We start from the raw sequence: 24,222 nt of genomic DNA, 5'->3' as shown, positions 1-24,222 counted from the left end.
CGCCCTACCCCAAGCATGCGCTGCCACGGGTGGGCGAAACCACGAGCCTAACAATTCCGCGCGAAAAGGGGGAGAAGGTAAAACATCACAGGCACATTCGCGCAGGTCGGGCCAGGAGCGCGGGCATCAGCGGCGGCGCGCGCCCTGCGGTGCGGTCAGCCGCCGGCGGTGCACGCCGTCAGCTCCACAGCCGTCGCCCTGGAGGTGGTGCGCAGGGAGACGACCTCGTCGATCCGCTCGGTACGCCCGTCGAACCGGAAGTCCGCCCGGCCGACCTCCCCGCCGTCCTCGCTCAGGGCGCGGAGCGTGCAGTGCCCGTCGGCGTCCCGGTCCTTGCGGACCTCGAGGTGGGCCTCCGCGCGGCTGTCGGAGACGATTTTCGACTTGATGAGCTCGGCGCTCACGTCCTGGCCGGCCACGTAGTCGTAACCGAACCAGCCGATCATGGCGAGGAAGGCCGCTCCCAGCACCGAACCGATGATCTTCAGCTTGCGGTCCGCGCGTTGGTCCTGCGACCGGCCGTAGCGCCCCTCGGGCAAGGCCTCGCGCACCGCTGCCATGATCGTTCCTCCCGTGCCGGGGATCGAGGAATTTTCCACCCCCCGGTTCAGTCACTATAGAAGCCGACCGCCACGACCAATCACTGAGGACCGAGTCTTGACCGAGCAGCTGAGACTGATGGCCGTACACGCCCACCCCGACGACGAGTCGAGCAAGGGCGCGGCCACCATGGCCAAGTACGTGTCCGAGGGGGTGGACGTCCTGGTCGTCACCTGCACAGGGGGCGAGCGGGGATCCATTCTCAACCCGAAGCTCCAGGGCGACGCGTACATCGAGGCGAACATCCACGAGGTGCGCAAGAAGGAGATGGACGAGGCCCGGGAGATCCTGGGCGTCGAGCAGGCGTGGCTCGGCTTCGTCGACTCGGGTCTGCCCGAGGGCGACCCGCTGCCTCCGCTGCCCGAGGGCTGCTTCGCACTGGAGGACGACGAGACGGCGGCGGGGCGTCTCGTCGCGAAGATCCGTGAGTTCCGGCCGCAGGTGATCACGACCTACGACGAGAACGGCGGCTATCCGCACCCCGACCACATCAAGACCCACACGATCTCGATGATCGCGTTCGAGGGCGCCGCGGACACCGAGAGGTTCCCCGAGGCGGAGTTCGGCCCGGCATGGCAGCCGCAGAAGCTCTACTACAACCAGGGCTTCAACAAGCCGCGCACGGTCGCCCTGCACGAGGCTCTCCTCGCCCGCGGGCTGGAGTCCCCGTACGGCGAATGGCTGGAGCGCTGGAAGGAGTTCGAGCGCGCCGAACGCACGCTGACCACGCATGTCCCGTGCGACGACTTCTTCGAGATCCGCGACAAGGCGCTGATCGCGCACGCGACGCAGATCGATCCGGACGGCGGCTGGTTCCGCGTCCCGATGGACGTCCAGCGCGAGGTCTGGCCGACCGAGGAGTACGAGCTGGCCAAGTCCCTGGTCGCCACATCCCTCCCCGAGAGCGACCTCTTCGCGGGCATCCGCGACAATGCCTGATATGTACGCGACCCAGGCACTGACGCAGCTCGTCCCGTTCGCCGCCGATGAGCTCGACAAGAACAAGGTGACTCCCGGCGTCCTCGGCTTCCTCGTCTTCGCGGCGCTCGCCGTGGGGGTGTGGTTCCTGATGAAGTCGATGAACCGGCACATGGGCAGGGTCGACTTCGAGGAGGCCCCGGACCCGGCGGCGGAGCCCGCGGGCTCCGCAGGGAAGCCGGAGGCGGCCGTCTCCGGCTCCGGCGCACCGGCGAAGGCGGCGGCCCCGGAGAAGGGCTGACGCGGCGGGGCGGGGGCGGCCCGGCCGGCCCCGCCCTGCGACGCTCCCCTCAGGGCCGCACGCCCACCGGCACCCCCATGACCTCGCGGGCGTGCCGGGACGGCGTCAGTCCGAGGCGCCAGGCCTGCCAGCCGTCGTCCAGGTCCACCCCGCGGTTCAGGACCACCCGGTAGGCCTGCGCGCAGTCCTCCAGCTTCGCGTCCCGCAGCGGGTGCGCGGCCTCCAGCAGGTCCGCGAGCTCCTGCTGTGCCACCGCCGTGCCCACCTCGCTGCCGCCCGGTGAGGCGTACGGCAGCAGTGTGCACCGCAGGAACGCCGCCCAGTCGCCGCCCCTGACGTCGCCGTACGAGGCGAACAGGGTGATCGCCTCGCCGCAGAGCTCCAGCGCCTGCGCCGCGCGGTTGTTCCCGCCGTCGACCAGCGCCAGCTCCAGGCACGTCCAGGCCTCGCCGTGGGCCACCCCGATCCGCCGGAAGTCCGCCCGGGCGTCCACCAGGAGCTGCCGGGCGAAACCGGAGTTGCGCAGGTTGCCCGTCTGCGCCGCCCGCTGGTCGCGGGTGACGCGCCCCGAGTGGTGGCGGGCGCACGCCAGCCCGTACACGTCCCGCATCCGGGAGAACATCGTGCGGGCCCGCTCCAGCTCGCGTACCGCCTGATCGGTGTCGCCGTCCTCCTCCAGCGCCTGCCCCAGGTAGTAGCGCGTCCAGGCCTCGCCCCGCGCGTCCTCGTTGCCCCGGTGCCGGTCGAGGGCCCCGCGCAGCTGCTCCACCGCCGCCGTGCTGCCGCCGTCCCCGTCCATCAGCCGGGCGCGGGCCAGCTGGGTCAGGGCCCAGGCCTCCCCGCGCTCGTCCCGGGTGCGGCCGTACAGGTCCAGCGCGGTGGACAGCTCCTCCTCGGCCCTGGCGACCTCGCCGAGGCGCAGGCAGACCTGGCCGAGCTGGAAGTGCGTCCAGGCCTCGCCGTGCAGCGACTCGCCCTCCCGGTGCAGGGCCAGCGCGGTGTCCAGCAGGGTCAGGGCCTCGGCCGGGTTGGCCCGGTCGCGTTCGACGGCGGCCAGGGCGTGCAGGGACCAGGCCCGGTCCTCGGCCTGCTCCGGCGAGGCCTGCAGGCCGAGCGCCTCCCGCAGCCGTGCCGAGGCCTCCGTCAGATTGCCCTGGTGGTGGAGGGTGATGCCGAGCGAGCAGAGCGCGAGGGCGGCTCCCGCGTCGTTGTTCGCCTCGCGGTAGAGGCCGACGACGGAGGACAGCGTGGTGCGCGCCTTGTCGAGCTCGCCGAGCTGCCGGGCCGCGATACCCGTACGCCACTGGACCGACCGCTCCAGGAGCCCCTGGTCGACGGCCTGCGTCAGCTCACTGATCTCACCCAGCCGGTAGAGGTCGCCGCGCAGCAGGCAGTAGTCGCACAGGGCGCCCAGCAGATGAAGCACCGCCCGCTGGTCGACGCCCTCGGCGTGCCGCAGCGCCGAGGTGATGAAGCTCGACTCGTCGTCCAGCCAGCGCAGGGCGGCGTCCAGCGAGCTGAAGCCGTGCGAGCCGAACTGTCCGGCTCGGGTGGACATCTTGCCGTCCACCATGCGGATCACGGCGTCGGCGAGCTCCGCGTAGTTCTGGATGAGGCGTTCCTGCGCGGCCGTGCGGTCGGCCGCCGGTTCCTCGTCGGCCAGCCGGGCCAGGGCGAAGTCCCGTACGAGGTCGTGCAGCCGGTAGCGCGCGCCGCGCACATGGACCAGGAGTCCGGCCCGGGCCAGGGACTCCAGCAGGCGGGCCGCCTCCTGTTCCTCGGAGGACAGCAGCGATGCCGCCGCGGCGGCACCGAGGCTGGCGCGTCCGGCCAGCGCGAGCCGCCGCAGCAGCCGGCGGGCCGCCTCGGGCTGGTCGGTGTAGCGCAGCCACAGGGCCCGCTCGACGGGCGCGACCGGACCGTACGCCCCGAGGGCCTCGGCGAGCTCTGCCCGCGTACGCGCCCCGAGGGCGGAACCCGCGACGCGCAGGGCGAGCGGCAGCCCGCCGCACAGCTCGACGACGGTGTCGGTCGAGGGGTAGTCGTACGGACCGGCTTCCTCGTCGAGGGCCGACTCGCGCAGCAACTCCTCGGCGCCCGCCGCGTCCAGGCCGCCGACGGGCAGGTGGTGCACCCGCGCGGGGATGTCGGCGGGCAGTTCGAGGGGCTCGCGTGCGGTGACGAGGACCAGGCTGTCGGAGCGCTCGGGCAGGAGGGTCCGCACCTGGGCGGCGTCGGTGGCGTCGTCCAGGACGATCGCGACGGGTGTTCCCGTCAGATGCTGGTGGTAGAGCTCACTCAGGCGCCGTACCTGCTGGTCGGCGGAGGACCTCTCCCGGAAGAGCAGTTGTTCGCGCGGGGCCCCCAGCCGGTTCAGCAGGTGCAGCAGGGCGTCCCGGGTCGGCAGGGGTGCCTCGCCCGCCACATCCCCGCGCAGATCGACCACGCAGGCCCCGCGGAACTGGTCCTTGAGCGAGTGCGCGGCGCGTGCGGCGAGAGTGGTACGGCCGGAGCCCGGGGTGCCGTGCAGGACGACGACGGTCGGCCTGGTCTCGGTCGCGGCGCGGGCGGCGTGCACCCACTGGGCGATCTGTGCGAGTTCACCGCGGCGGCCCGCGAACGGGCCGTCCACGGCGGGCAGATGACCGAAGGACTGTTCGAGGAGTGAGCGGGTGCGTGCGGCCGCGCTGCGGTCGCCGCCGCGCAGTTGCGCCACCACGGACGCCCCGGCCTTCTTCTTCGGAGGGCGGGCCGAGGCGGTCAGCATCCGCTGCTGGTCGAGGAACGGGCGGATGCCCCGTACCTCCAGGGCCGTCAGCCACTCCAGGCGGAGCTGTTCGGGGCCGCCGGGCTGATTCCGTTCACCCGCCCTGCGATGCGCCGCCGGCCAGTGCGAGGCGGTGACCCGGGCCATCGTCGCGGTCGTGCCCGCGACGGCGACGACCGCACCCGCACCCAGGGCTAGACCGGTCGCGGTGCCGAGCGCCAGATCCGCCCCGAAGGCCGCCGCTGCGGCAACTCCCGTCACCAGCAGCGGTGTTCCCAGCGTCGCTCTGCTGAACCGCGCCGACAGCGGCTGCTGGCCCGCCCCCGCAGCGTCCAACGCCTGCGTGTAGGCGGCGTACTCGTCGGCCGCGCCCGCCGCCATGGTGTCGAACGCGCCCCGGGCGCGCGCCAGCAGTGCGCCGGAGTCGGTCCGTCCTCCCGTCCGCCGCGCCTCTTCCTCCACGGCGCGTACCAACAGCCGTTCGGCTTCCGCCCGATGGCTGTCCCGCATGCGTCCCCCTAGGTTCCGGTGCCTTCGAATCCTCCGGCCGTCACAAGCCTCCAGTGTCCTGCGTACGGGGCTTCGGCGCGAGAGGGTGCCGGACACGGCACAGCGAAGAGCACCTGCCTGCCCGGCTGTTTCGAATGCGCCACCGAAGGTCCTCCCCTGGCGCGCCGGACCCACTGAACCTTCGTCAGTAACGGATCACGACGTTGCGTGATTCGTCAAATGACGCGGTCGTACTTCATGGAGGAAGCTTTATGTGGTGGAGGGTTGAGATTGGACTTCCTCACAACGTCGCTATCCCGGGCTGCCCTGGCTAGTGTGATGTGGTGCCGAGCGACGAAACCCCTGATCTGATCGTCGAGGTCACCGAGCAGCTCAAGGCCGAACACGCTGAGCTCGGCCGGCAGGCTGCCGCGGCGATCTTTTCGACGTTGCCGAGCTACACGGGCGTCGACGAGACGTCGGTGCGCGCCTCGGTCGGGAGGAACACCGCCCGCGCCATCGCCACGCTGGTCTCGCACAGCGCCCCCGAACCGGGAACCAGCGCCGAGGCAGCGATGACGACCAGTGAGCGGCTGCAGCAGGGAGTCCCGATCGAGGACATCATCCGCGGGTACCGGATCTCCCTGCGGGTGATCCACCATCGGTTCATCGAGCTCGCCAGCGCGAAGGCGATGCCGGCAGACCGGATCCTGGAGTACTCGAACCTGCTGTGGGAGGTCGGCGACTGGTTCACCGCCGGCGCCGCTGCCGAATACCGTGACCACGAGGTCCGCTCGGCGGTTCGGGATTCGATGCGGCAGGTCGAGCTGTTCCGCGAATTGCTCGCCGGCGGGCTGAGCGAGCCGCAGATCCGGGCGGCGGCGGCCTCGCTGGCGCTCGATCCTTCGGCGCGCTACGCCGTGTTCCGGATGCACAGCCAAGCAACGACCGTCGACGCCGTTCGGGCCCGGATGGATGCGCTGACGCCGCGGCCGGAGCTCGTGACCGTGTCCGGGCGCAGTGGCTGGATCGGCCTCACGTCGGCGCCGGACACCCTGGTCGAGCTGCCGCACCTGGTGGCCGTCGGCCCCGCCGTCCCGCTGGATGAGCTGGCGTCGTCGGAGCGGATCGCCACCCGGATCCTCGACCTGGTCGTCGACGAGGCGCCCCGCGCGTACGCGCTGGAGGACGTGACCTGGCGGCTGGCCACGGTTGGCGAGCCGGCGGTCACGGCCCTTCTGGAGTCCCGGTACGTCGCGCAGGCGATGGAACTGGGCGAGTTCGGTGAGCTGATGCTCTCCACCGTCCGGGCTTTCCTCGCAGCTGATCTCAACATCATGCGGGCATCCGAGGCGCTGGCGGTGCACCCGAACACCACGCGCTACCGGCTGGCGCGCTACGAGGAGCTCGTCGGCGTGCGGCTCACCGCCACGAACACGGTCATCGAGCTCGCCTGGGTCCTGGATCCCCTGGTGCGCGGGGAGAGTGCCGGCTGATTTCGTTGGTGAATTCTCCAACGAGCGGGACGCGAGGTTAGCTGTCGGTCCGTAGGAATCACGACGTGGTGACTGCCACGCTACGGGTCATTCGCGTGACCGGTGACACATCTGGAGGTCCGGTCCCCCGCTGCCCACGACCCGTGCTGGAGATCTCCCGTGACAAGCAACACCGACGTCGCCCAGGACATCGACCTGGGGGAGGGCCGCGCCTTTGCCGACATCTGGTGCGACCGGGTGGAGGCCACCCCGGGCGCCACGTTCCTGGTCTTCCGGGACGACGCGGGCAACGTCCGCTCCTGGACCTACGAGCAGTTCGACGCCACGGTAGGGCACGCGATGCAGGTAATGCTCGCCCGCGGTGTCACACCGGGCTCACCGGTCCACCTCGTGCTGCGCAACAGCCCGGCCTTCCTGGCCTTCTGGCTGGCCTGCGCCCGGCTGGGCGCCTGGATGGTGCCGGTCGACCCGGCCTCCAGCGAGCGTGAACTGCACCGGCAGCTCGAGCGGGTCGGTCCACGCCTCGGGGTGTGCGCGAAGGCGCGGCGAAAGCCCTACGCCGCAGCAGCCGAGAGGTTCGGGCTCGACCAGGTGCTCGAACTCGACGAGACCGCAGTGGACGTCGACCTGCTCGCCTCGGAAGCCGCCGCTTTGCCGGCGCTCCCGCTGCTGGAACGCCCGAGGCCGGAGGACCGGATCGCGACGATGTTCACCTCCGGCACCACGTCCCAGCCGAAGGGCGTCGTGCTCACCCAGGCCAACTACGCGACGCTTGCACGGGTCATGTCGGCAGTGGCGAACCTGGAGGCCCGGCACCGCTGGTTCGTGACGTTGCCGCTCTTCCACGGCAACGCCCAGTACTACTGCTTCACCCCGGCGATCGCCGTCGGTGCGAGCGTGGCTCTGACCGCATCCTTCAGCGCCAGTGGATGGGTGAGCAGCGCCCACGACCTGCGGGCCACCCATGCCAGCCTCTTCGCCGCCCCGATCCGGATGATCCTCGCCCGCACCCCCGAGGACGCTCCCCGGCTCGCGCTCGAGCACGTGTGGTTCGCGCAGAGCCTGGGCCAGGAACACCACCGCCGGTTCGCCGAGATCACCGGTGTCACGCCACGTCAGCTGTACGGCATGACGGAGACGCTCGCCATCGTGACCGCAGACGTCTCCGAGCCGCCGGCGCACGATGTCATCGGCCGGCCGGTACTCGACCGACGCGTACGGCTGGTCGACCTGAGCACCGGGGACGAGGCTGAGACCGGGAAGCCCGGCATGATCCAGGTCGCCGGCCGCCGCGGCATCGACCTGTTCCGCGAGTACCTCGACGCCCCGGAGACCACCGGACGCTCTTTCAGCGAACCGATCGACGCCGACGGCACGGTCTGGTTCGCCACCGGTGATCTCGCTACTCGCGACAAGACCGGCACGCTGCGCTTCGTCGGTCGCGCCGATGACGTGATCAAGGTGTCCGGCGAAAACGTCAGCCTCACCGAGGTCGAGGCTGTCCTCGCCCAGGCGCCAGGCGTGCTCGAAGCCGCCGTCGTGGCGAAGCCGGACCCGGTCCGCGATGTCGTCCCCATCGCCTACCTGGTGCCGCGGGACGCGGCCGAGCCGCCGAGCACCGACGACCTGCACGCCTGGGCCGAGCGCGAGCTCGCACCCGCGGCGCGGCCGCGGGAGTGGCACCTGATCGACGAACTCCCACGCACCAGCGTCGGCAAGGTGCGGCGCTTCGCCGTCACCGACCAGGCCACGTCCCAGCACTGAAGCCCAACCGACCTCCACCGTCCAACCAGCGAGGACCACCATGTCCGACACCCTCATCACCGTCGATCCGCGTCGGCGCCGCCGGGCCTTCCTCGGGGCCGTCACCGGCCACCTCATCGAGTGGTACGACTACGGCGTCTACGGCTTCGTCGCCATCTACATCGGACAGCTGTTCTTCCCAGCCGACAACGAAGCGAGCCAGCTGATGAGCAGCTTCGCCGTCTTCGCGCTGAGCTTCTTCATCCGGCCACTGGGTGGGCTCTTCTTCGGCCCGATGGCTGATCGCATCGGCCGCAAACAGACACTCCTCGTCGTCATGCTGCTGATGTTCACCTCGACGTTCGCCATCGGCCTGCTGCCGACGCACGCGGCAATCGGCATCACCGCACCGTTGCTGCTGGTGCTCACCCGGTGCCTGCAGGGCTTCTCGGCCGGCGGTGAGATCGGTACGACCACCGCGTTCATCGCCGAGTACGCAGGCCCTGGACGTCGCGGCTACTCGACGAGCTGGCTGATGGTCACCGCCGTGCTCGGTCTGCTCCTCGGCGGCGTCGTGGCGAACGGCCTGATCGTGCTGCTGGGAGATGAGGCGATGCTGGCGTGGGGCTGGCGAATCCCCTTCCTGGTCGCCGGGCCGCTCGGTCTGGTCGCGCTCTACATCCGGCTGAAGCTCGAGGACAGCCCCGAGTTCCAGGCACTGGCCGAGCGCGGCGAGAAGTCCGAGGCACCTATACGGGATGCCTGGCCATGGAAGCGGGCGATCGCGTTGATCTTCTGCATCATCACCCTGCACGCCTCGTTCTTCTACCTGGTCGTCACCTACGCCTCCACCTACATGTCGACCGAGCTGGGCTTCAGCAACAACGCCAAGTTCCTGCTGGTCACGATCGCCATGGCCGTGACCGCTGCGGTGATGCCGTTCGGCGGCATGTTCACCGACCGGTTCGGTCGGAAGTACTTCCTGCTCGTGGTCGGCCTGGCCAGCACCGGCGCGGTGATCTGGCTGTTCGAGGCCGCGCCGGGCGCGACCCCGGCGAGCTTCGCCGCACCGTTGCTGACGGTGGCGATCTGCCTGGGGCTGTACGCGTCCTCGACGTACGGCACCATGTGCGACCTGTTCCCGACCCGGGTGCGATCGACTGGCATCTCGCTGGCCTACAACGTTCCGGTGGCCCTGTTCGGAGGCAGTGCGCCGCTGATCTCGGCCTGGCTCATCGGGCGGACCGGGGACATCGCGTCGCCGTGGTACTTCTACGTCGCCACCTGTGTCCTCTCGCTGGTCGCGCTGGTCGTGCTCAAGCAGTCCGACTTCGACCGGGCGAACCAGCACAGCGCGACCCCGCCGGTGCCCCGCACCGACGCGGCGCCCTCCAACACGGGTCCGGTGGGGGAGGTGACGGCGTGACCCGCGGCCACTCCACTCCCGATGTCGTCATCGCCGGGTGGGGCCACCCCCCGTTCGGCAAGCACGAGGGCACGCTCGAGACCCTGCTCGTGACCGCTGTCCGCGACGCACTGGCGCACGCCGGCATCAAGGCCTCCGACGTCGACGAGATCGTGCTCGGCAACTTCAACGCCGGGATGAACGCCCTGGCATTCCCGTCCTCGCTCGTCCTGCAGGCCGACGACGCGCTGCACGGGCTTCCGGTCACCAGGGTCGAAAACGCCTGTGCCTCCGGCTCGGCGGCGGTGCACACCGGGATCCGGTCGATCCTCGCCGGCACCTCCGAGACGGTGCTGGTCGTCGGCGCAGAGAAGATGACCGAGCGCGACAGCGCCACCGTCGGGCAGGCTCTGCTCGGAGCCGACTACGAGGCGGCGGGACAGGTCAGCACCAGCGGCTTCGCCGGGCTCTTCGCCAGGGTGGCCGACGCCTATGCCGAGCGGCACGGCGACCCGTCAGAGGCGATGGCCCGGATCGCGGCCAAGAGCCACGCCCAAGCCGCCAAGAACCCTCTCGCCCACCTGCGCAAGCCACTGGACTTCGAGTTCTGCCATACCGTCTCAGAGAAGAACCCGCTGGTGGCGGGCCGGCTCCGACGCACCGATTGTTCCCCGGTCTCAGACGGCGCGGCCGCGCTCGTCCTCACCCGGGGCGGGCGCATGTCGTCCGCAGCTGCCACCCGCGGCGTCGCCATCGCGGCGATCGCCCACGCCAACGACTACCTGCCAGGTCGCCGTCGCGACCCGCTGGAGTTCCACGGCACCGCGGCAGCTTGGCGAGCCGCCATGGACGCAGCCGACGTCGGCCTGACCGACCTGTCGTTCGTCGAGTTGCACGACTGTTTCACCATCGCCGAGCTCAACCTCTATGAAGTCCTCGGCATCGCCCCTGAGGGCAAGGGCGCGTCGGCGATCGAGAGCGGCCTGGTCATGCCGAGCGGCAACATGCCGGTCAATGTCTCGGGCGGGCTGAAGAGCAAGGGGCACCCAGTCGGTGCGACCGGCGTGTCCCAGCACGTGCTTGCCGGCATGCAACTCACCGGCACCGCCGGTGAACTCCAGCTGCCGCGAGCCGACCGAGCAGCCGTCCACAACATGGGCGGGCTCGCCGTGGCGAACTATGTGAGCGTGCTCGAGGCCCGGCGGACATGAACCCCCGGGATCGCAGCCGAGTCGGGTGGATGGGGTGGAGTACCTTGTGCCTCGCCGTCGCAACGGCTGCCGACACCGGAGCGGGCCGTGCTTCTCGTGGAACTCGACGGGCACCTGCACGTGCGCTGCGGCCGGACCTCGGACTGCCGCGGCCGGGGCGCCAGGCGCGCAGGTCGTCGTCGGTGAGCCGGTGCTTGCCCTGCTCCATCTGGCGTTCGCCCTCGAAGAACTTGGCGGGAGCCGGGGCCGGGGTGAAGAGCGGATCGGGCTGGTCGTGCCACTGCTTCAGCCACGGCTGGAGTTCGAGCAGCCCGGCCAGAAGCGGGGTGCCGCTTACATGGCCCGGGGGAGGCAGGTCCTCAGAGGGCTCCCAGGTCGACGGTGACGGAGAAGGGCGCGGCAGCCTTGATCACGCCGGTGAACACCTCGCCGTCCCTGTAGGCCCTGGTGGCGGGGTCGAGGACGTAGGTGTAGACGATCGGTACACCGGTGGCGGCCTGTTCGATACGCCAGTAGAAGGGGATGCCCGCCTTGGCGTACTGGTCCACCTTCACAATGCGGTCGGTGGTCTCCGAGCCGGGTGACACGACCTCGGCCACCAGGATCAGGTGTTCGGGGCGGGTGGGCGTGAGATCGATGGTGTCGGCCCGGTAGACGACCACATCCGGCCGACGGTTGGTGAGCGGAACGTCCTGCAGACGGACGTCGAAGTCCGTGTCGGCGTTCCAGTCCGGGCCCGCGGCGGCGTCCAGGGCGTTGGCCAGGATCCGGGCCAGTCGGTTGTGCCGCTTGGACGCGCTCGGGCTCACGACCACCATTCCGTCCACGATCTCGATCCCGGCGCACTGCTCGTCGGACCAGGAGTCGTACTGCTCCGCGCTGATCTGCGTGTGCATCCACGCGGGCGCCACCATCTCGGCGGTCATGGTGTACCTCCTTCGAGGGGCCCCGACAGTTCAAGCGCTGCTGGGCTCAGCGTACTGGCGGGCGCCTCCCCGTGTCAGGAGCAGTTCCTGCCGGGGCGACCGGCCGCCCCGAGCCGGCCCGGCTGTGCCGTGGGCCGGTCCCCTCGTCGTCGTGAGCGAGGATGGCTGCATGCCTAACCGACTGGCCAACGAGACGTCCCCCTACCTCCTCCAGCACGCCGACAACCCCGTCGACTGGTGGCCGTGGTCGCCCGAGGCGTTCGAGGAGGCCCGCCGGCGCGGGGTCCCGGTGCTGCTCAGCGTCGGGTACGCCAGCTGCCACTGGTGCCATGTGATGGCCCACGAGTCGTTCGAGGACGCGTCCGTCGCCGACTACCTCAACGCCCACTTCGTGCCCGTGAAGGTCGACCGCGAGGAGCGGCCCGACGTCGACGCCGTGTACATGGAGGCCGTGCAGGCCGCGACCGGCCAGGGCGGCTGGCCGATGACCGTCTTCCTGACCGCCGACGCCGAGCCCTTCTACTTCGGTACGTACTTCCCGCCCGAGGCCCGTCACGGCATGCCCTCCTTCCACCAGGTCCTCGAAGGGGTCGTGGCCGCCTGGTCCGACCGGCGCGAGGAGGTCGCGGAGGTCGCCGGGCGCATCGTCCGTGACCTCGCGGGCCGCTCCCTGGCCGCCGGTGAGGGTGGCCTGCCGGGCGAACCCGAGCTGGCGCAGGCGCTGCTGCGGCTCACCCGCGACTACGACGAGAAGCACGGCGGTTTCGGCGGCGCCCCCAAGTTCCCGCCGTCCATGGTCATCGAGTTCCTGCTGCGCCACCACGCCCGCACAGGCGCCGAGGGCGCCCTGCAGATGGCCGCCGACAGCTGCGCGGCCATGGCGCGCGGCGGGATCTACGACCAGCTCGGCGGCGGCTTCGCCCGCTACGCGGTGGACCGGGAGTGGGTGGTTCCGCACTTCGAGAAGATGCTCTACGACAACGCGCTGCTGTGCCGCGTCTACGCCCATCTGTGGCGGGCCACCGGCTCGGACCTGGCCCGCCGGGTGGCCCTGGAGACCGCCGACTTCATGGTGCGCGAGCTGCGGACCACCGAGGGCGGGTTCGCCTCCGCGCTGGACGCCGACAGCGAGGACGCACAGGGACGCCACGTCGAGGGAGCCTTCTACGTCTGGACTCCCGCCCAGCTGCGTGAGGTGCTGGGCGAACAGGACGCGGCGTTCGCCGCCGAGTACTTCGGGGTGACCGAGGAGGGCACCTTCGAGGAGGGCTCCTCCGTCCTGCGGCTCGTGGGGGCCGGGGACGCGGAGCACGACGACCCCGCGCGGGTCACCGACGTGAGGGCCCGGCTGCTCGCTGCGCGCGAGCTGCGGGTGCGGCCCGAGCGCGACGACAAGATCGTCGCAGCCTGGAACGGGCTGGCGATCGCCGCGCTCGCCGAGACGGGGGCGTACTTCGACCGACCGGACCTGGTCGAGCGGGCCACCGAGGCCGCCGACCTGCTGGTGCGGGTGCACATGGGCGACGTCGCCAGGCTCTGCCGCACGTCGAAGGACGGCCGCGCGGGGGACAACTCCGGGGTCCTGGAGGACTACGGCGACGTGGCCGAGGGGTTCCTCGCGCTCGCCTCCGTCACCGGCGAGGGCGTCTGGCTGGAATTCGCGGGCTTCCTGCTGGACATCGTGCTGGAGCGGTTCATCGGCGAGGGCGGGCAGATGTTCGATACCGCCGACGACGCGGAGCGGCTGATCCGGCGCCCCCAGGACCCCACCGACAGCGCCACCCCGGCCGGCTGGACCGCCGCCGCAGGTGCGCTGCTCTCCTACGCCGCGCACACCGGCTCCGAGGCGCACCGCACGGCGGCCGAGGGCGCCCTCGGGATCGTCGGGGCGCTCGGCCCGAAGGCACCCCGGTTCATCGGCTGGGGGCTGGCCGTCGCCGAAGCGCTGCTGGACGGCCCGCGGGAGGTCGCGGTGGCCGGGCCGGTCGGCGGGGAGCTGCACCGGACGGCGCTGCTGGGACGGGCGCCGGGTGCGGTCGTCGCCGCGGGTGAGGGACCGGACGCGGGGAGCGAGTTCCCGCTGCTGGTGGACCGGCCGCCGGTGGGCGGCGAGCCGGCCGCGTACGTCTGCCGGCACTTCGTGTGCGACGCGCCGACGACGGACACGGGGGAGCTGACGGAGAAGCTGGGCGGCTGACATACGTACGGCGAAGGGCCCTGCCGGTGCGTGAGCGCTGCCGGCCGGGCCCTTCGGCGTACGGGAGGGTCACTGCTGGTAGGCGACCAGAGAGATGCTGATGTAGTGCGCGATGAACGCCGCCAGTGTCAGGGAGTGGAACACCTCGTGGAAGCCGAACCAGCGCGGTGACGGGTTCGGGCGCTTGAGGCCGTAGATGACACCCCCCGCGCTGTACAGCAGCCCCCCGACGATGACGAGGACCAGCACCGCGACGCCGCCGGTGCGCATGAAGTCCGGCAGGAAGAACACCGCGGCCCAGCCCATGGCGATGTAGCACGGGGTGTAGAGCCAGCGCGGGGCGCCGACCCAGAACACCCGGAAGGCTATGCCGGCCGCCGCGGCGCCCCAGATCGCCCACAGGAGCGGGCGGCTGGTGGATGCCGGCAGCAGCAGGAGAGTCAGCGGCGTGTAGGTGCCCGCGATGATCAGGAAGATGTTGGCGTGGTCGAGCCTGCGCAGCACCGCTTCGCCGCGCGGGCCCCAGGTGCCCCGGTGGTAGACGCCGCTCACACCGAACAGCAGGCAGGCGCTCAGTACGTAGACGGCGCAGGCGACCCGCGCGCGCGTGCCGTCGGCCAGCGCGATCAGCACGATCCCGGCGATGACCACCGCGGGGAACATTCCGGCGTGCAGCCATCCGCGCATCCGTGGTTTGACCGGTACGGGGTCGGTGAGCTCGACGGGACCGGACTCGGCGGCGGCAGAAGTCATATCCGCATGCTACCTACGCTTCCGTAGGTAACTGATTTGAGTGGCGATGCTCACGTGTGCGGCCCCCTGGACATATGGGCGCGTTGGTCGGATGATCAAATGAGTGCGGTCGGCACCGGATGAGCGCCAGGGGAATTCGAAGGGGTCAGCATCCGGGTCGCAGCCCCCACGGGGCCTGACAACACCCCCTCTCTACAAGGAGCGATCGTGGCGCGAGACATCGCGGCTCCCTTCTCTGTCCCCACTCGACACCAGGAGCTCGTCTCCTGGGTGGACGAGATCGCCGCCCTCACCCAGCCGGACCGCGTGGTCTGGTGCGACGGGTCCGAGGCCGAGTACGAGCGCCTGTGCGGGGAGCTCGTCGCCAAGGGCACCTTCACGAAGCTCGACCCGGTCAAGCGCCCGAACTCGTACTACGCCGCCTCCGACCCCAGTGACGTCGCACGCGTCGAGACCCGGACGTTCATCTGCTCCGAGAAGGAGGAGGACGCCGGTCCGACGAACCACTGGAAGGCGCCCGCCGAGATGCGGGACGTCTTCGTGGGCGACCAGGGCATCTTCCGCGGCTCCATGCGCGGCCGCACGATGTACGTCGTGCCGTTCTGCATGGGCCCCGTCGGCTCGCCGCTCTCCGCGATCGGTGTCGAGATCACCGACTCCGCCTACGTCGCCGTCTCCATGCGCACCATGACGCGCATGGGCCAGGAGGTCCTGGACGAGCTCGGCACCGACGGCTTCTTCGTCAAGGCCGTCCACACTCTCGGCGCCCCCCTGGCGGAGGGCCAGGAGGACGTGCCGTGGCCCTGCAACTCCACCAAGTACATCTCGCACTTCCCCGAGGACCGCGAGATCTGGTCCTACGGCTCGGGCTACGGCGGCAACGCCCTGCTCGGCAAGAAGTGCTACGCGCTGCGCATCGCCTCCGTCATGGCGCGGGACGAGGGCTGGCTCGCCGAGCACATGCTGATCCTCAAGCTCACCCCGCCGCGCGGGGAGAGCAAGTACGTCGCCGCCGCCTTCCCGAGCGCCTGCGGCAAGACCAATCTGGCCATGCTGGAGCCCACGATCTCCGGCTGGACCGTCGAGACCATCGGCGACGACATCGCCTGGATGCGGTTCGGTGAGGACGGCCGGCTGTACGCGATCAATCCCGAGGCCGGCTTCTTCGGTGTGGCGCCCGGCACCGGCGAGCACACCAACGCCAACGCCATGAAGACGATGTGGGGCAACTCCGTCTTCACCAACGTCGCGCTCACCGACGACGGCGACGTGTGGTGGGAGGGCATGACCGAGGAGCCCCCCGCGCACCTCACGGACTGGAAGGGCAACGACTGGACCCCCGAGTCCGGCACGCCCGCCGCCCACCCGAACGCCCGCTTCACCGTCCCGGCCGGGCAGTGCCCGATCATCGCGCCCGAGTGGGAGGACCCGAAGGGCGTGCCGATCTCGGCGATCCTGTTCGGCGGCCGCCGCGCCTCGGCGGTCCCGCTGGTCACCGAGTCGTTCAACTGGCAGCACGGCGTCTTCCTCGGGGCCAACGTCGCCTCCGAGAAGACCGCCGCCGCCGAGGGCAAGGTCGGCGAGCTGCGCCGCGACCCGTTCGCCATGCTGCCGTTCTGCGGCTACAACATGGGCGACTACATGAAGCACTGGGTCGAGGTCGGCGCCGACAAGGCGGACCAGTCGAAGCTCCCGAAGATCTACTACGTGAACTGGTTCCGCAAGAACCGGGCGGGCAAGTTCGTGTGGCCCGGCTTCGGTGAGAACAGCCGCGTCCTCAAGTGGATCGTCGAGCGGCTCGAGGGCAGGGCCGAGGGCGTCGAGACCCCGATCGGCATCCTGCCGGCCAAGGGGTCCCTGGACACCGAGGGCCTGGAACTCTCCGAGTCCGACCTCGACTTCCTGCTCGACGTCGACAAGGAGGTCTGGCGCGAGGAGGCCGCGCTGATCCCCGAGCACTTCGACACCTTCGGCGACCACACGCCCAAGGAGCTGTGGGACGAGTACCACGCGCTGGTCCGGCGCCTGGGCTGACCCCCTGTTGGACTCCGCGGCCGGGTCTCTGTGACATCCGCCCTGACCTGTGGGGTCGACGGCCCGCCGCGGCCACGGCACCCGGAGCCCCCTCATGGTTCCGGGTGCCGCTTCTCTCCAGGAGACCTTCTCCGGCGGGACGCCGTCCCGTGACCGGGGGAACGTCCGCGCCACGACGACAACGTGGTCACACGACCTTCACTTCCGCCGGTCCGCGTCCGTGCCGCCCGCCGTGTCCGCGCGGCGGGTGTGGCACCCGGTCCACACGTCTTCGCGACACGTGGACCGGGGCCGTCAGGGGGTGCCGACCAGGACGGTCGGGGTGGTGGGTGCGGACAGGGCCGCGGCGTGCGCGTCCATGGCCTCGGCCGCCAGGATCGCGGCGGCGGTGTCGGCGCGGGACGCGGCCACCACGAGCGCCCGGCCCGCGAGGGCGTGGGCGCGGCGGTGCAGAGCGGCCGGGGGCGCGTCGCTCCGCCCGGCGTGCCGGGCGGGCGGGGCGCCCCGGAGCCGGGCCACCTGCCGGGCGATGCGGTCGCCCATGGCGGCGAGTCCCAGCTCGTCGGTGACGGCGAGCAGGGCCGCGAGATGCCCGGAGAGCTGGATGTCCAGCTCGTCCTCGCGGCTGCGGTGCGGGAAATCGGCGTTGTCGGCCGATGTGTGGACCGACTTGGTGCGGATCGGCTCGTACATGGATGGCCTCCTGGTGATGCGGTAAAGCCATCCTATCTTGGATTGAGTCTAAAGTTGTGTCGGATCTGGAGGCTCTGGTTCGCTCAGGGCTGGCTGTAGCCGTCCAGGAAGTTTCCGATACGCGTCACCGCGTCGGTCAGCTCCTTGGCCGGCGGCAGTGTGACCACCCGGAAATGGTCCGGTTCCGGCCAGTTGAAGCCCGTGCCCTGCACCACCATGATCTTCTCCGCGCGCAGCAGGTCGAGGACCATCTGCCGGTCGTCCTTGATCTTGAAGACCTTCGGATCGAGCCTCGGGAAGAGATAGAGCGCGCCCTTCGGCTTCACGCAGGTCACCCCGGGGATCTGCGTCAGCAGGTCGTACGCCGTGTCCCGCTGCTCCAGGATCCGCCCGCCCGGCAGTACCAGCTCGTTGATCGACTGCCGCCCGCCGAGCGCGGTGGCCACCGCGTGCTGCGCGGGCATGTTGGCGCACAGGCGCATGTTGGCCAGGACCGTCAGGCCCTCGATGTACGAGGAGGCGTGCGCCTTCGGGCCGCAGACCGCCATCCAGCCCGAGCGGTAACCCGCGATCCGGTAGTTCTTGGAGAGCCCGTTGAAGGTGAGCACCATCAGGTCGGGGGCGATCGCCGCGGTGGGGGTGTGCGTCGCGCCGTCGTAGAGGATCCGGTCGTAGATCTCGTCCGAGCAGACGACCAGGTTGTGGCGCCTGGCGATCTCCGTGAGCCCGCGCAGCATCTCGTCGTCGTAGACCGCGCCGGTCGGGTTGTTCGGGTTGATGATCACGAGCGCCTTCGTGCGGTCGGTGATCTTCCGCTCGATGTCGGCGAGGTCGGGCATCCAGTCGGCCTGCTCGTCGCAGCGGTAGTGCACGGCCGTGCCGCCGGCCAGCGAGACCGAGGCCGTCCACAGCGGATAGTCCGGAGCGGGGACGAGTACCTCGTCGCCGTCGTCGAGCAGCGCCTGCATCGACATCTGGATCAGCTCGGAGACGCCGTTGCCCAGGTAGACGTCCTCGACACCGAGGTCGATCCCCTTGGTCTGGTAGTGCTGCATCACCGCGCGGCGCGCGGACAGCAGGCCCTTCGCGTCGCCGTAGCCGTGCGCGCCCGAGAGGTTGCGCAGGATGTCCTCGAGGATCTCCGGCGGGCACTCGAAGCCGAACGCCGCGGGGTTGCCCGTGTTGAGTTTGAGGATGCGATGACCTGCGGCTTCGAGCCGCGTCGCCTCCTCGAGCACGGGGCCGCGGATTTCGTAACAGACGCCGGAGAGCTTCGTGGACTGGATGACCTGCATGTCAGCGAGCTTACGACCGCGTTTCGCACGGTGCTCCCGGTTCGCGCACCGGTTGCTCCCTCCGGGGGCGTACGGCGGTGCGCCGGGTCTTCCATCGGCATGCAGCCCCGGCCGCGAACCGTGGGAACGGCCGGTCGGGGCGGCGTCGCGGCTTGGAATGCGGGCATGGGGCGCGGGACCGGGTGAGATGCGCCACGCGGGGGCGCGAGCCCTGTCCGGTGCGCCCCCGGCCCCGCCCGCACAAGTCGGCTCCTGCCGGCGCACGGACGGGGCGCGCGGCCTGGTCAGCCGGGCAGGACGGTCCCCTCGGGGATGCGTACGCCGAAGTCCTCGGCCAGCACCCGCAGCACCTCGGCGGAGTCGGCCAGCTCCCGCTCCGTGACCGTGCCGTCGTCGGCGGTCTCCACCAGGGTCCGTCCGGACAGCGCCCGGTGAAGCCCCGGCAGGGTGCGCTGGGCGTACACCGCCTGCCGGAACGGCGAGCGCGGGTTCGTCGCGATGTGCCAGTTGATGACCTCGTAGTCCGGGGCCTCGAAGGGCTCCAGGGTGAATTCGTACTGCGGCTCCCAGTAGCCCCCCTTCTCCGTCTGCAGCTCCCACATCTCCAGCGGTCCGTCGTGCGGGGCGTGCACCAGCCGGTGGTGGCGCGGCGTGTCGAGCAGCTCGGCGTCCACCACCAGCGGGATCGGCTCCAGCAGTGCGCCGTGCGAGCCGAAGCCGACATCGGCCAGCCAGGAGGCGGACTCCCCCTCCACGTCCACCTGCATCAGCATGTGCGTGCGGGGCCGGACGTCACCGGGCGCGGCGCCCACCACCACCCGTGCGGTCAGCAGTGTCACCCGGAAGCCGAGCTGCGTCAGGACGGCGGCCAGCAGGGTGTTGTGCTCGTAGCAGTACCCGCCGCGTTCGCTGCGGACGAGCTTCTCCTCCAGGTCCGGGAGCTCGAGGGACGGGGCGCTGCCGAGGACGGGCTCCAGATTCTCGAACGGGATGCCCAGCATGTGGGCGCGGTGCACGGACCGCAGCACCTCCACGGTGGGGCGGCGCTCCCCGGACCAGCCGATGCGGGCGAAGTAGGCGTCGAGGTCGAGTGTCATGCTTCGACAGTACGCAGACGGGCCCCGCGGAGCCGAGCCCGTCCCCACCCCGTTCCGCGACGGCGGGGGTGCGGGCACCTGCGAGCGACGGCGTACGCGGGGCCGGGGCCGCCGCGCTCAGCGGGTGAGCAGGTCGACCACGCGGGCGGTGTCCTCGTGGTCGTGGCCCCCTTCCTCCAGCAGCCGCTCCATCAGCTGCAGATAAGGGGTCAGCAGTGCGGTGTCGACGCCCTGTTCCTCCGCCGTCCGCACCAGCGTGGCACTGCCCGCGACCTGCATGGCCAGGTTGGAGACCACCCCTGTCGTGTGGTCGCCGCTGTTCAGCCGCGCCGCGGTCGTGTGCGCGGCCGGGACCATGGCGGTGAGCCAGTCGACGAGGAGCGGCACGAACTCCTCGGGGTCGATGTCCTCGCGGCGGATGAGTGCGAAGGCATGGGTGATGCCGGAGAACGCCCCGTACATGGCGCTCAGCAGCGCCACGTCGTGCAGCGCGGCGAAGCCGGGGTCCTCCCCGACGTACCGGGTGCCGGCGGGCACGGCCAGTGTGTCCCGGTGGTCCTCGAAGGCGCCGGACGAGCCGCTGTAGAAGACGTATCCGCCGGATTCCGGTACGCCGATCATCGGTGGTACGGCCATGATCCCGCCGTCCAGGAACCGGGCGCCCCGGGCCTGCGCCCAGGCGGCGCGGTCCCGCGCCCGGAGGGGGGTGCCGGTGGTGAGGTTGACCAGGTCCCTGCCCGTCAGGTCGGCCTCGGCCAGGGCCTCGTCCACGGAGTCGTCGTCGAGCAGGCAGAGCACGACGAGCCGGCCGGCGGCCACCGCCTCGGCTGCCGTGGCCGCCACGGCCGCACCCCGGGCGGCGAGGGGCCCGGCACGCCGGGGGTTCCGGTTCCACACGGTCACGGGATGCCCGGCGGTGAGCCAGGCGTCGGCGAGCGCGGTGCCCATGGCACCGAGCCCGAGAAGTGTGACGGGTTTCTTCTGCGCGGCTTCCCGCACGGTGTCATCGGTCATGACCACGAGGGTTGCCGCAGGCCGCGGCGTGATCAAGTACCCACCTGGAAGTGGGTGGTTACGCTGTGGTGAGTGACCAGCTGGGAGGCACAGGGCATGGGGACCGTTCGGCGGCCTGGTTCGTACACCTGCGGGATCGACGCGGCGATGGACGTGATCGGCGGGAAGTGGAAGGTGCTGATCCTCTGGGCGCTGAACGAGCGGACGCTCCGCTTCGGCGAGTTGCGCAGGCAGGTGCCGGGGGTGACCGAGAAGGTGCTCGCGTCGCATCTGCGCGAGCTGGAGGGGGACGGCATCGTGCACCGTGAGGAGCATGCCGAGGTGCCGCCCCGTGTGGAGTACTCGCTGACGCCACGGGGCGTGGCACTCAACGACGCGCTGGAGCCCCTGGGGGCGTGGGGGCGGGAGAACGTCCTGCGGGACACGGCTGCGGGGGCGGCGTCCGGCTGAGTGTCCGGCAGCCCGCCTCCGGTTCACATGTGCACGCCGGTCACCGGTTCACATGTGCACGCCGGTCACCGGCGAGCTGCCCACGGTGCGTCAGCTCCGCCGACCGGCCCTGGTGCCGGCCGGCGGGCTCCTCGGCCTGCCCGTGACCGGGAGTGCGGGGAGGGTCCGCACGGCCTCGCGGACGGCGGGCCCGTGCGCCGAATCGCCCGGCGGCTTGATTTCACCCCTTGTCGGACTGATCGCTGTGCGACAACATGCGCATGTCAAAAACCGGAAGAACTCCGGTGACAGACGCATCTGGAGGGGACCTCCCACATGAACAAGCCTCTCGTCGGCGCACTTCTTTCCGTCCTGCTCCTCGGGGCGGGCGTCGCACCCGCGGCCGCGGCCACGAACCCGGACACGGCCGAAGTCCGCGCCAAGGCGGTCACCTTCGCCGGCACGGTCGCGCTCAGCAACTGCTCCGGCTCGGTCGTCCGGGCGCCCTCGTCGCAGCCGGGCGACCCCGCGCTCGTGCTGTCCAACGGCCACTGCCTGGAGACCGGCTTCCCCGACCCGGGCGAGGTCGTGCTCAACAAGGCGTCGACCCGCAGCTTCACCCTGCTGAACGCCGCCGGCAGCGGTGTCGGCACCCTGCGGGCGTCCAAGATCGCCTACGGGACGATGACGGACACCGACCTCTCGCTCTACCAGCTGACCCGCACCTACGCCCAGATCGAGAGCTCCTACGGCATCAAGGCCCTGGAACTCGACTCCGCGCGCCCGACGCAGGGCAGGGCGATCACGGTCGCCTCCGGGTACTGGAAGCGCACCTACAGCTGCGCCGTGGACGGCTTCGCGTACCGCCTCAAGGAGGGGGCCTGGACCTGGAAGGACTCGGTCCGCTACACCTCCGCCTGCCAGACCATCGGCGGTACGTCCGGGTCCCCGGTGATCGACGACGCGACGGGCAAGGTGGTGGCCGTCAACAACACCGGTAACGAGGACGGGCAGCGGTGCACGGACAACAACCCGTGCGAGGTGGCCGAGGACGGCACCGTGACCGTTCGCAAGGGCATCAACTACGCCCAGCAGACGTACAACATGGTGCCGTGCATCGGCACCGGCAACCAGATCGACCTGAACCGGGCCGGTTGCACCCTGCCCAAGCCGTGAGGCCGGTGGCCGGCCGGGTCAGGCCGCCGGCCGGCCACCGCCCCGCACCGCCCGGCCCGCCAGCGTGGAGGTCCGCCTGCCCTCTTCGATGACGAAGCGGCCGTCGATCAGGACGTGCGGGATGCCCACCGGGAGCGTGCGCGGCTCCTCGAACGTCGATCCGGCCGCCACCGTGGCCGGATCGAAGAGGACCAGGTCCGCGCGGTAGCCCTCGCGTACGAGTCCGCGGTCCGGCAGGCGCAGACGGGCGGCCGGGCGGGAAGTGAGGTGGGCGACGCACTCCTCCAGGGACAGGATGCCCAGCTCCCGCACGTAGCGGCCCAGGTACTGGGGGAACGTGCCGTAGGCGCGGGGGTGCGGCTTGTCGCCCCGCAGGATGCCGTCGCTGCCCCCGGTGTGCACCCGGTGGCGCATGATCTGCCGGACGTTCTCCTCGTGGCCGACGTGCTGGAGGATCGTCGTGCCGAGGCGGTCCTCGACGAGCACCCGGCGGGCCGTCACCCAGGGCTCCTCGCCGCGCAGCCGGGCCGACTCGGCCACCGTACGGCCGACGTATTCGGACAGGGCGGGTGAACCGACGCCGGAGATCTCGATGCTGTCCCACTCGATCGGGACGCCGTGGCAGCCGTCGGAGCCCAGGACCTCCAGGTGATGGCGTATCCGCTCCGCCGTCGCCTCGTCCGCGAGCCGGGTCAGGAGCGACTCCGGCCCGCCCTCGCCCGACCAGCTCGGCAGCATCGCCACGAGGGTCGTGCAGCCGGGCGTGTAGGGATAGGTGTCGAGGGAGATGTCCGCGCCGGCCGCGAGGGCGTCGTCCAAAAGGGAGAGGAGCTCCGGGGCCCTGCCCTTGTTCACGCCGAAGTTCATCGTGGCGTGGGCGAGATGGAGGGCGCAGCCGGCGTCGCGGGTGAGCCGCACCATCTCCTCGTACGCCTGGAGCGCTCCCGCGCCGTACGAGCGGTGGTGGGGGCAGTAGTAGCCGTCGTGCGCCGCCACCACCCGGCACAGCTCGGTGAGTTCGGCGTCCTTCGCGTACATCCCGGGGGTGTAGGTCAGTCCCGAGGACATGCCTACCGCGCCCTCGGCCATGCCCTGGGCGACGAGCTCCTTCATGTGCTCCAGCTCGGCGGCGGTGGCGGGGCGGTCGTCCCAGCCCACCGCGAGCATCCGGACCGTGCCCTGCGGGATGAGGTAGGCGGCGTTGACGGCGATGCCCCGGCCGCCGAAGTTCCGGTCGAGGCGGTCGAGATAGCCGCCGACGGTGCGCCAGTCGAAGTCGATGTCACTGCCGTCGCCGTTCCAGCCGGCGATGGAGCGGCGGACCTCGGCGAGGGTGCGGTCGTCGGCGGGGGCGTACGACAGGCCGTCCTGGCCGAGGACTTCGAGGGTGACGCCCTGGGCGGCCTTCGCGCTGTGGTCCGGGTCGCGCAGCAGGGCGAGGTCGCTGTGCGCGTGCATGTCGATGAAGCCCGGGGAGAGCGCGAGGCCGCCGGCGTCCAGGGTGCGGGCGGCGGTGGGGCGGGGGCCGTCGCCCTCGCGGCGGATCTCGGAGATCCGGCCGTCCGTGATGCCCACGTCGGCGCGGTAGGAGGGGCCGCCGGTGCCGTCGACGACGCGGGCGTCGCGGATGACCAGGTCCATGAGATGTGGCCTTTCGGGGTGGGGGAGGGCTCCGCCG

20 protein-coding genes are annotated in these 24,222 nt (G+C 71.0%); 10 read left to right on the top strand and 10 right to left on the bottom strand.

Annotated elements, in window-relative coordinates; translation table 11 throughout:
• Positions 1-155: 155 nt before the first annotated feature.
• Positions 156-560 (bottom strand): DUF4307 domain-containing protein, encoded by a 405-nt coding sequence (locus BFF76_RS05225; protein WP_031092887.1) that lies wholly within the window; start codon positions 558-560, stop codon positions 156-158.
• A gap of 97 nt (positions 561-657) precedes the next feature.
• On the opposite strand from BFF76_RS05225, the gene mca reads away from it, so the two are divergent.
• Both mca and BFF76_RS05215 read left to right on the top strand, forming a co-directional pair.
• Positions 658-1,539 carry a mycothiol conjugate amidase Mca gene (gene mca, locus BFF76_RS05220; protein WP_031092889.1) on the top strand — a complete coding sequence of 294 codons (882 nt, stop codon included), beginning with the start codon at positions 658-660 and terminating at the stop codon, positions 1,537-1,539.
• A gap of 1 nt (position 1,540) precedes the next feature.
• Entirely contained in the window at positions 1,541-1,819 is a 279-nt protein-coding gene (locus BFF76_RS05215; protein ID WP_065847417.1) for a hypothetical protein, read from the top strand.
• Positions 1,820-1,868: 49 nt separating this feature from the next.
• On the opposite strand, the gene BFF76_RS05210 is transcribed toward BFF76_RS05215, so the two are convergent.
• Positions 1,869-5,096 carry an ATP-binding protein gene (locus BFF76_RS05210; RefSeq protein WP_065847415.1) on the bottom strand — a complete coding sequence of 1,076 codons (3,228 nt, stop codon included), beginning with the start codon at positions 5,094-5,096 and terminating at the stop codon, positions 1,869-1,871.
• Between the two features lie 323 nt (positions 5,097-5,419).
• Here BFF76_RS05210 and BFF76_RS05205 point away from each other — a divergent pair, with 323 nt between their 5' ends.
• The 4 genes from BFF76_RS05205 to BFF76_RS05190 all read left to right on the top strand — a co-directional run bounded on the left by BFF76_RS05205 (position 5,420) and on the right by BFF76_RS05190 (position 10,930).
• Entirely contained in the window at positions 5,420-6,571 is a 1,152-nt protein-coding gene (locus tag BFF76_RS05205) for an RsbRD N-terminal domain-containing protein (RefSeq protein WP_065847413.1), read from the top strand.
• A 159-nt stretch (positions 6,572-6,730) separates the two neighbouring features.
• Positions 6,731-8,335, top strand: a complete 1,605-nt coding sequence (locus tag BFF76_RS05200; RefSeq protein ID WP_199918782.1) for a class I adenylate-forming enzyme family protein — start codon at positions 6,731-6,733, stop codon at positions 8,333-8,335.
• Positions 8,336-8,375: 40 nt separating this feature from the next.
• A complete protein-coding gene (locus tag BFF76_RS05195) occupies positions 8,376-9,740 on the top strand; it encodes an MFS transporter (RefSeq protein WP_065847411.1) in 1,365 nt (454 codons plus the stop codon).
• A complete protein-coding gene (locus BFF76_RS05190) occupies positions 9,737-10,930 on the top strand; it encodes a thiolase domain-containing protein (protein WP_065847409.1) in 1,194 nt (397 codons plus the stop codon). Before BFF76_RS05195 ends, BFF76_RS05190 begins: the two co-directional genes overlap by 4 nt.
• On the opposite strand, the gene BFF76_RS34640 is transcribed toward BFF76_RS05190, so the two are convergent.
• Complete coding sequence (locus tag BFF76_RS34640; RefSeq protein ID WP_381822026.1) at positions 10,815-11,249, bottom strand: DUF7008 domain-containing protein; 435 nt, start codon at positions 11,247-11,249, stop codon at positions 10,815-10,817. The two genes, BFF76_RS05190 and BFF76_RS34640, sit on opposite strands and share 116 nt — an antisense overlap.
• A gap of 40 nt (positions 11,250-11,289) precedes the next feature.
• Positions 11,290-11,856 carry a Uma2 family endonuclease gene (locus tag BFF76_RS05185; RefSeq protein WP_031092910.1) on the bottom strand — a complete coding sequence of 189 codons (567 nt, stop codon included), beginning with the start codon at positions 11,854-11,856 and terminating at the stop codon, positions 11,290-11,292.
• 169 nt (positions 11,857-12,025) lie between these two features.
• Between BFF76_RS05185 and BFF76_RS05180 the strand changes: the two genes are divergently transcribed.
• Positions 12,026-14,053, top strand: coding sequence for a thioredoxin domain-containing protein (locus BFF76_RS05180; protein WP_031092911.1), 2,028 nt, complete (start codon positions 12,026-12,028; stop codon positions 14,051-14,053).
• A 69-nt stretch (positions 14,054-14,122) separates the two neighbouring features.
• Here BFF76_RS05180 and trhA read toward each other — a convergent pair whose 3' ends face one another.
• Positions 14,123-14,806: a PAQR family membrane homeostasis protein TrhA gene (gene trhA, locus BFF76_RS05175; RefSeq protein WP_031092913.1), complete on the bottom strand. Its 684-nt coding sequence runs from the start codon at positions 14,804-14,806 to the stop codon at positions 14,123-14,125.
• Between the two features lie 207 nt (positions 14,807-15,013).
• Between trhA and BFF76_RS05170 the strand changes: the two genes are divergently transcribed.
• The gene (locus BFF76_RS05170) at positions 15,014-16,840 is read left to right on the top strand and encodes a phosphoenolpyruvate carboxykinase (GTP) (RefSeq protein WP_031092916.1); all 1,827 of its coding nucleotides are present in this window, start codon (positions 15,014-15,016) and stop codon (positions 16,838-16,840) included.
• A gap of 294 nt (positions 16,841-17,134) precedes the next feature.
• Here the strand turns inward: BFF76_RS05170 and BFF76_RS05165 are convergent, their stop codons facing one another.
• From BFF76_RS05165 to BFF76_RS05150, 4 genes are all read right to left on the bottom strand, one after another.
• Positions 17,135-17,533, bottom strand: coding sequence for an SCO4983 family protein (locus BFF76_RS05165; RefSeq protein ID WP_031092918.1), 399 nt, complete (start codon positions 17,531-17,533; stop codon positions 17,135-17,137).
• An 83-nt stretch (positions 17,534-17,616) separates the two neighbouring features.
• Complete coding sequence (locus tag BFF76_RS05160; protein WP_031092920.1) at positions 17,617-18,828, bottom strand: pyridoxal phosphate-dependent aminotransferase; 1,212 nt, start codon at positions 18,826-18,828, stop codon at positions 17,617-17,619.
• Positions 18,829-19,112: 284 nt separating this feature from the next.
• Positions 19,113-19,925, bottom strand: a complete 813-nt coding sequence (locus tag BFF76_RS05155) for an arylamine N-acetyltransferase family protein (RefSeq protein ID WP_031092922.1) — start codon at positions 19,923-19,925, stop codon at positions 19,113-19,115.
• Between the two features lie 117 nt (positions 19,926-20,042).
• Positions 20,043-20,939: an NAD(P)-dependent oxidoreductase gene (locus BFF76_RS05150; protein WP_053930415.1), complete on the bottom strand. Its 897-nt coding sequence runs from the start codon at positions 20,937-20,939 to the stop codon at positions 20,043-20,045.
• 96 nt (positions 20,940-21,035) lie between these two features.
• Between BFF76_RS05150 and BFF76_RS05145 the strand changes: the two genes are divergently transcribed.
• Together BFF76_RS05145 and BFF76_RS05140 are read left to right on the top strand one after the other, a co-directional pair.
• Complete coding sequence (locus BFF76_RS05145) at positions 21,036-21,389, top strand: winged helix-turn-helix transcriptional regulator (RefSeq protein WP_051834572.1); 354 nt, start codon at positions 21,036-21,038, stop codon at positions 21,387-21,389.
• 315 nt (positions 21,390-21,704) lie between these two features.
• The gene (locus BFF76_RS05140) at positions 21,705-22,544 is read left to right on the top strand and encodes a S1 family peptidase (protein ID WP_031092928.1); all 840 of its coding nucleotides are present in this window, start codon (positions 21,705-21,707) and stop codon (positions 22,542-22,544) included.
• 18 nt (positions 22,545-22,562) lie between these two features.
• Here BFF76_RS05140 and BFF76_RS05135 read toward each other — a convergent pair whose 3' ends face one another.
• Positions 22,563-24,185 (bottom strand): N-acyl-D-amino-acid deacylase family protein, encoded by a 1,623-nt coding sequence (locus tag BFF76_RS05135; protein ID WP_031092929.1) that lies wholly within the window; start codon positions 24,183-24,185, stop codon positions 22,563-22,565.
• Positions 24,186-24,222: the final 37 nt, after the last annotated feature.

Origin of the sequence: Streptomyces mutomycini (genome assembly GCF_001700505.1) — a bacterium.
Classification (GTDB): Bacteria; Actinomycetota; Actinomycetes; order Streptomycetales; family Streptomycetaceae; genus Streptomyces; species Streptomyces mutomycini.
Note: the sequence above shows the minus strand (reverse complement) of the source record. Positions and strands in the feature narration are given on the sequence as shown.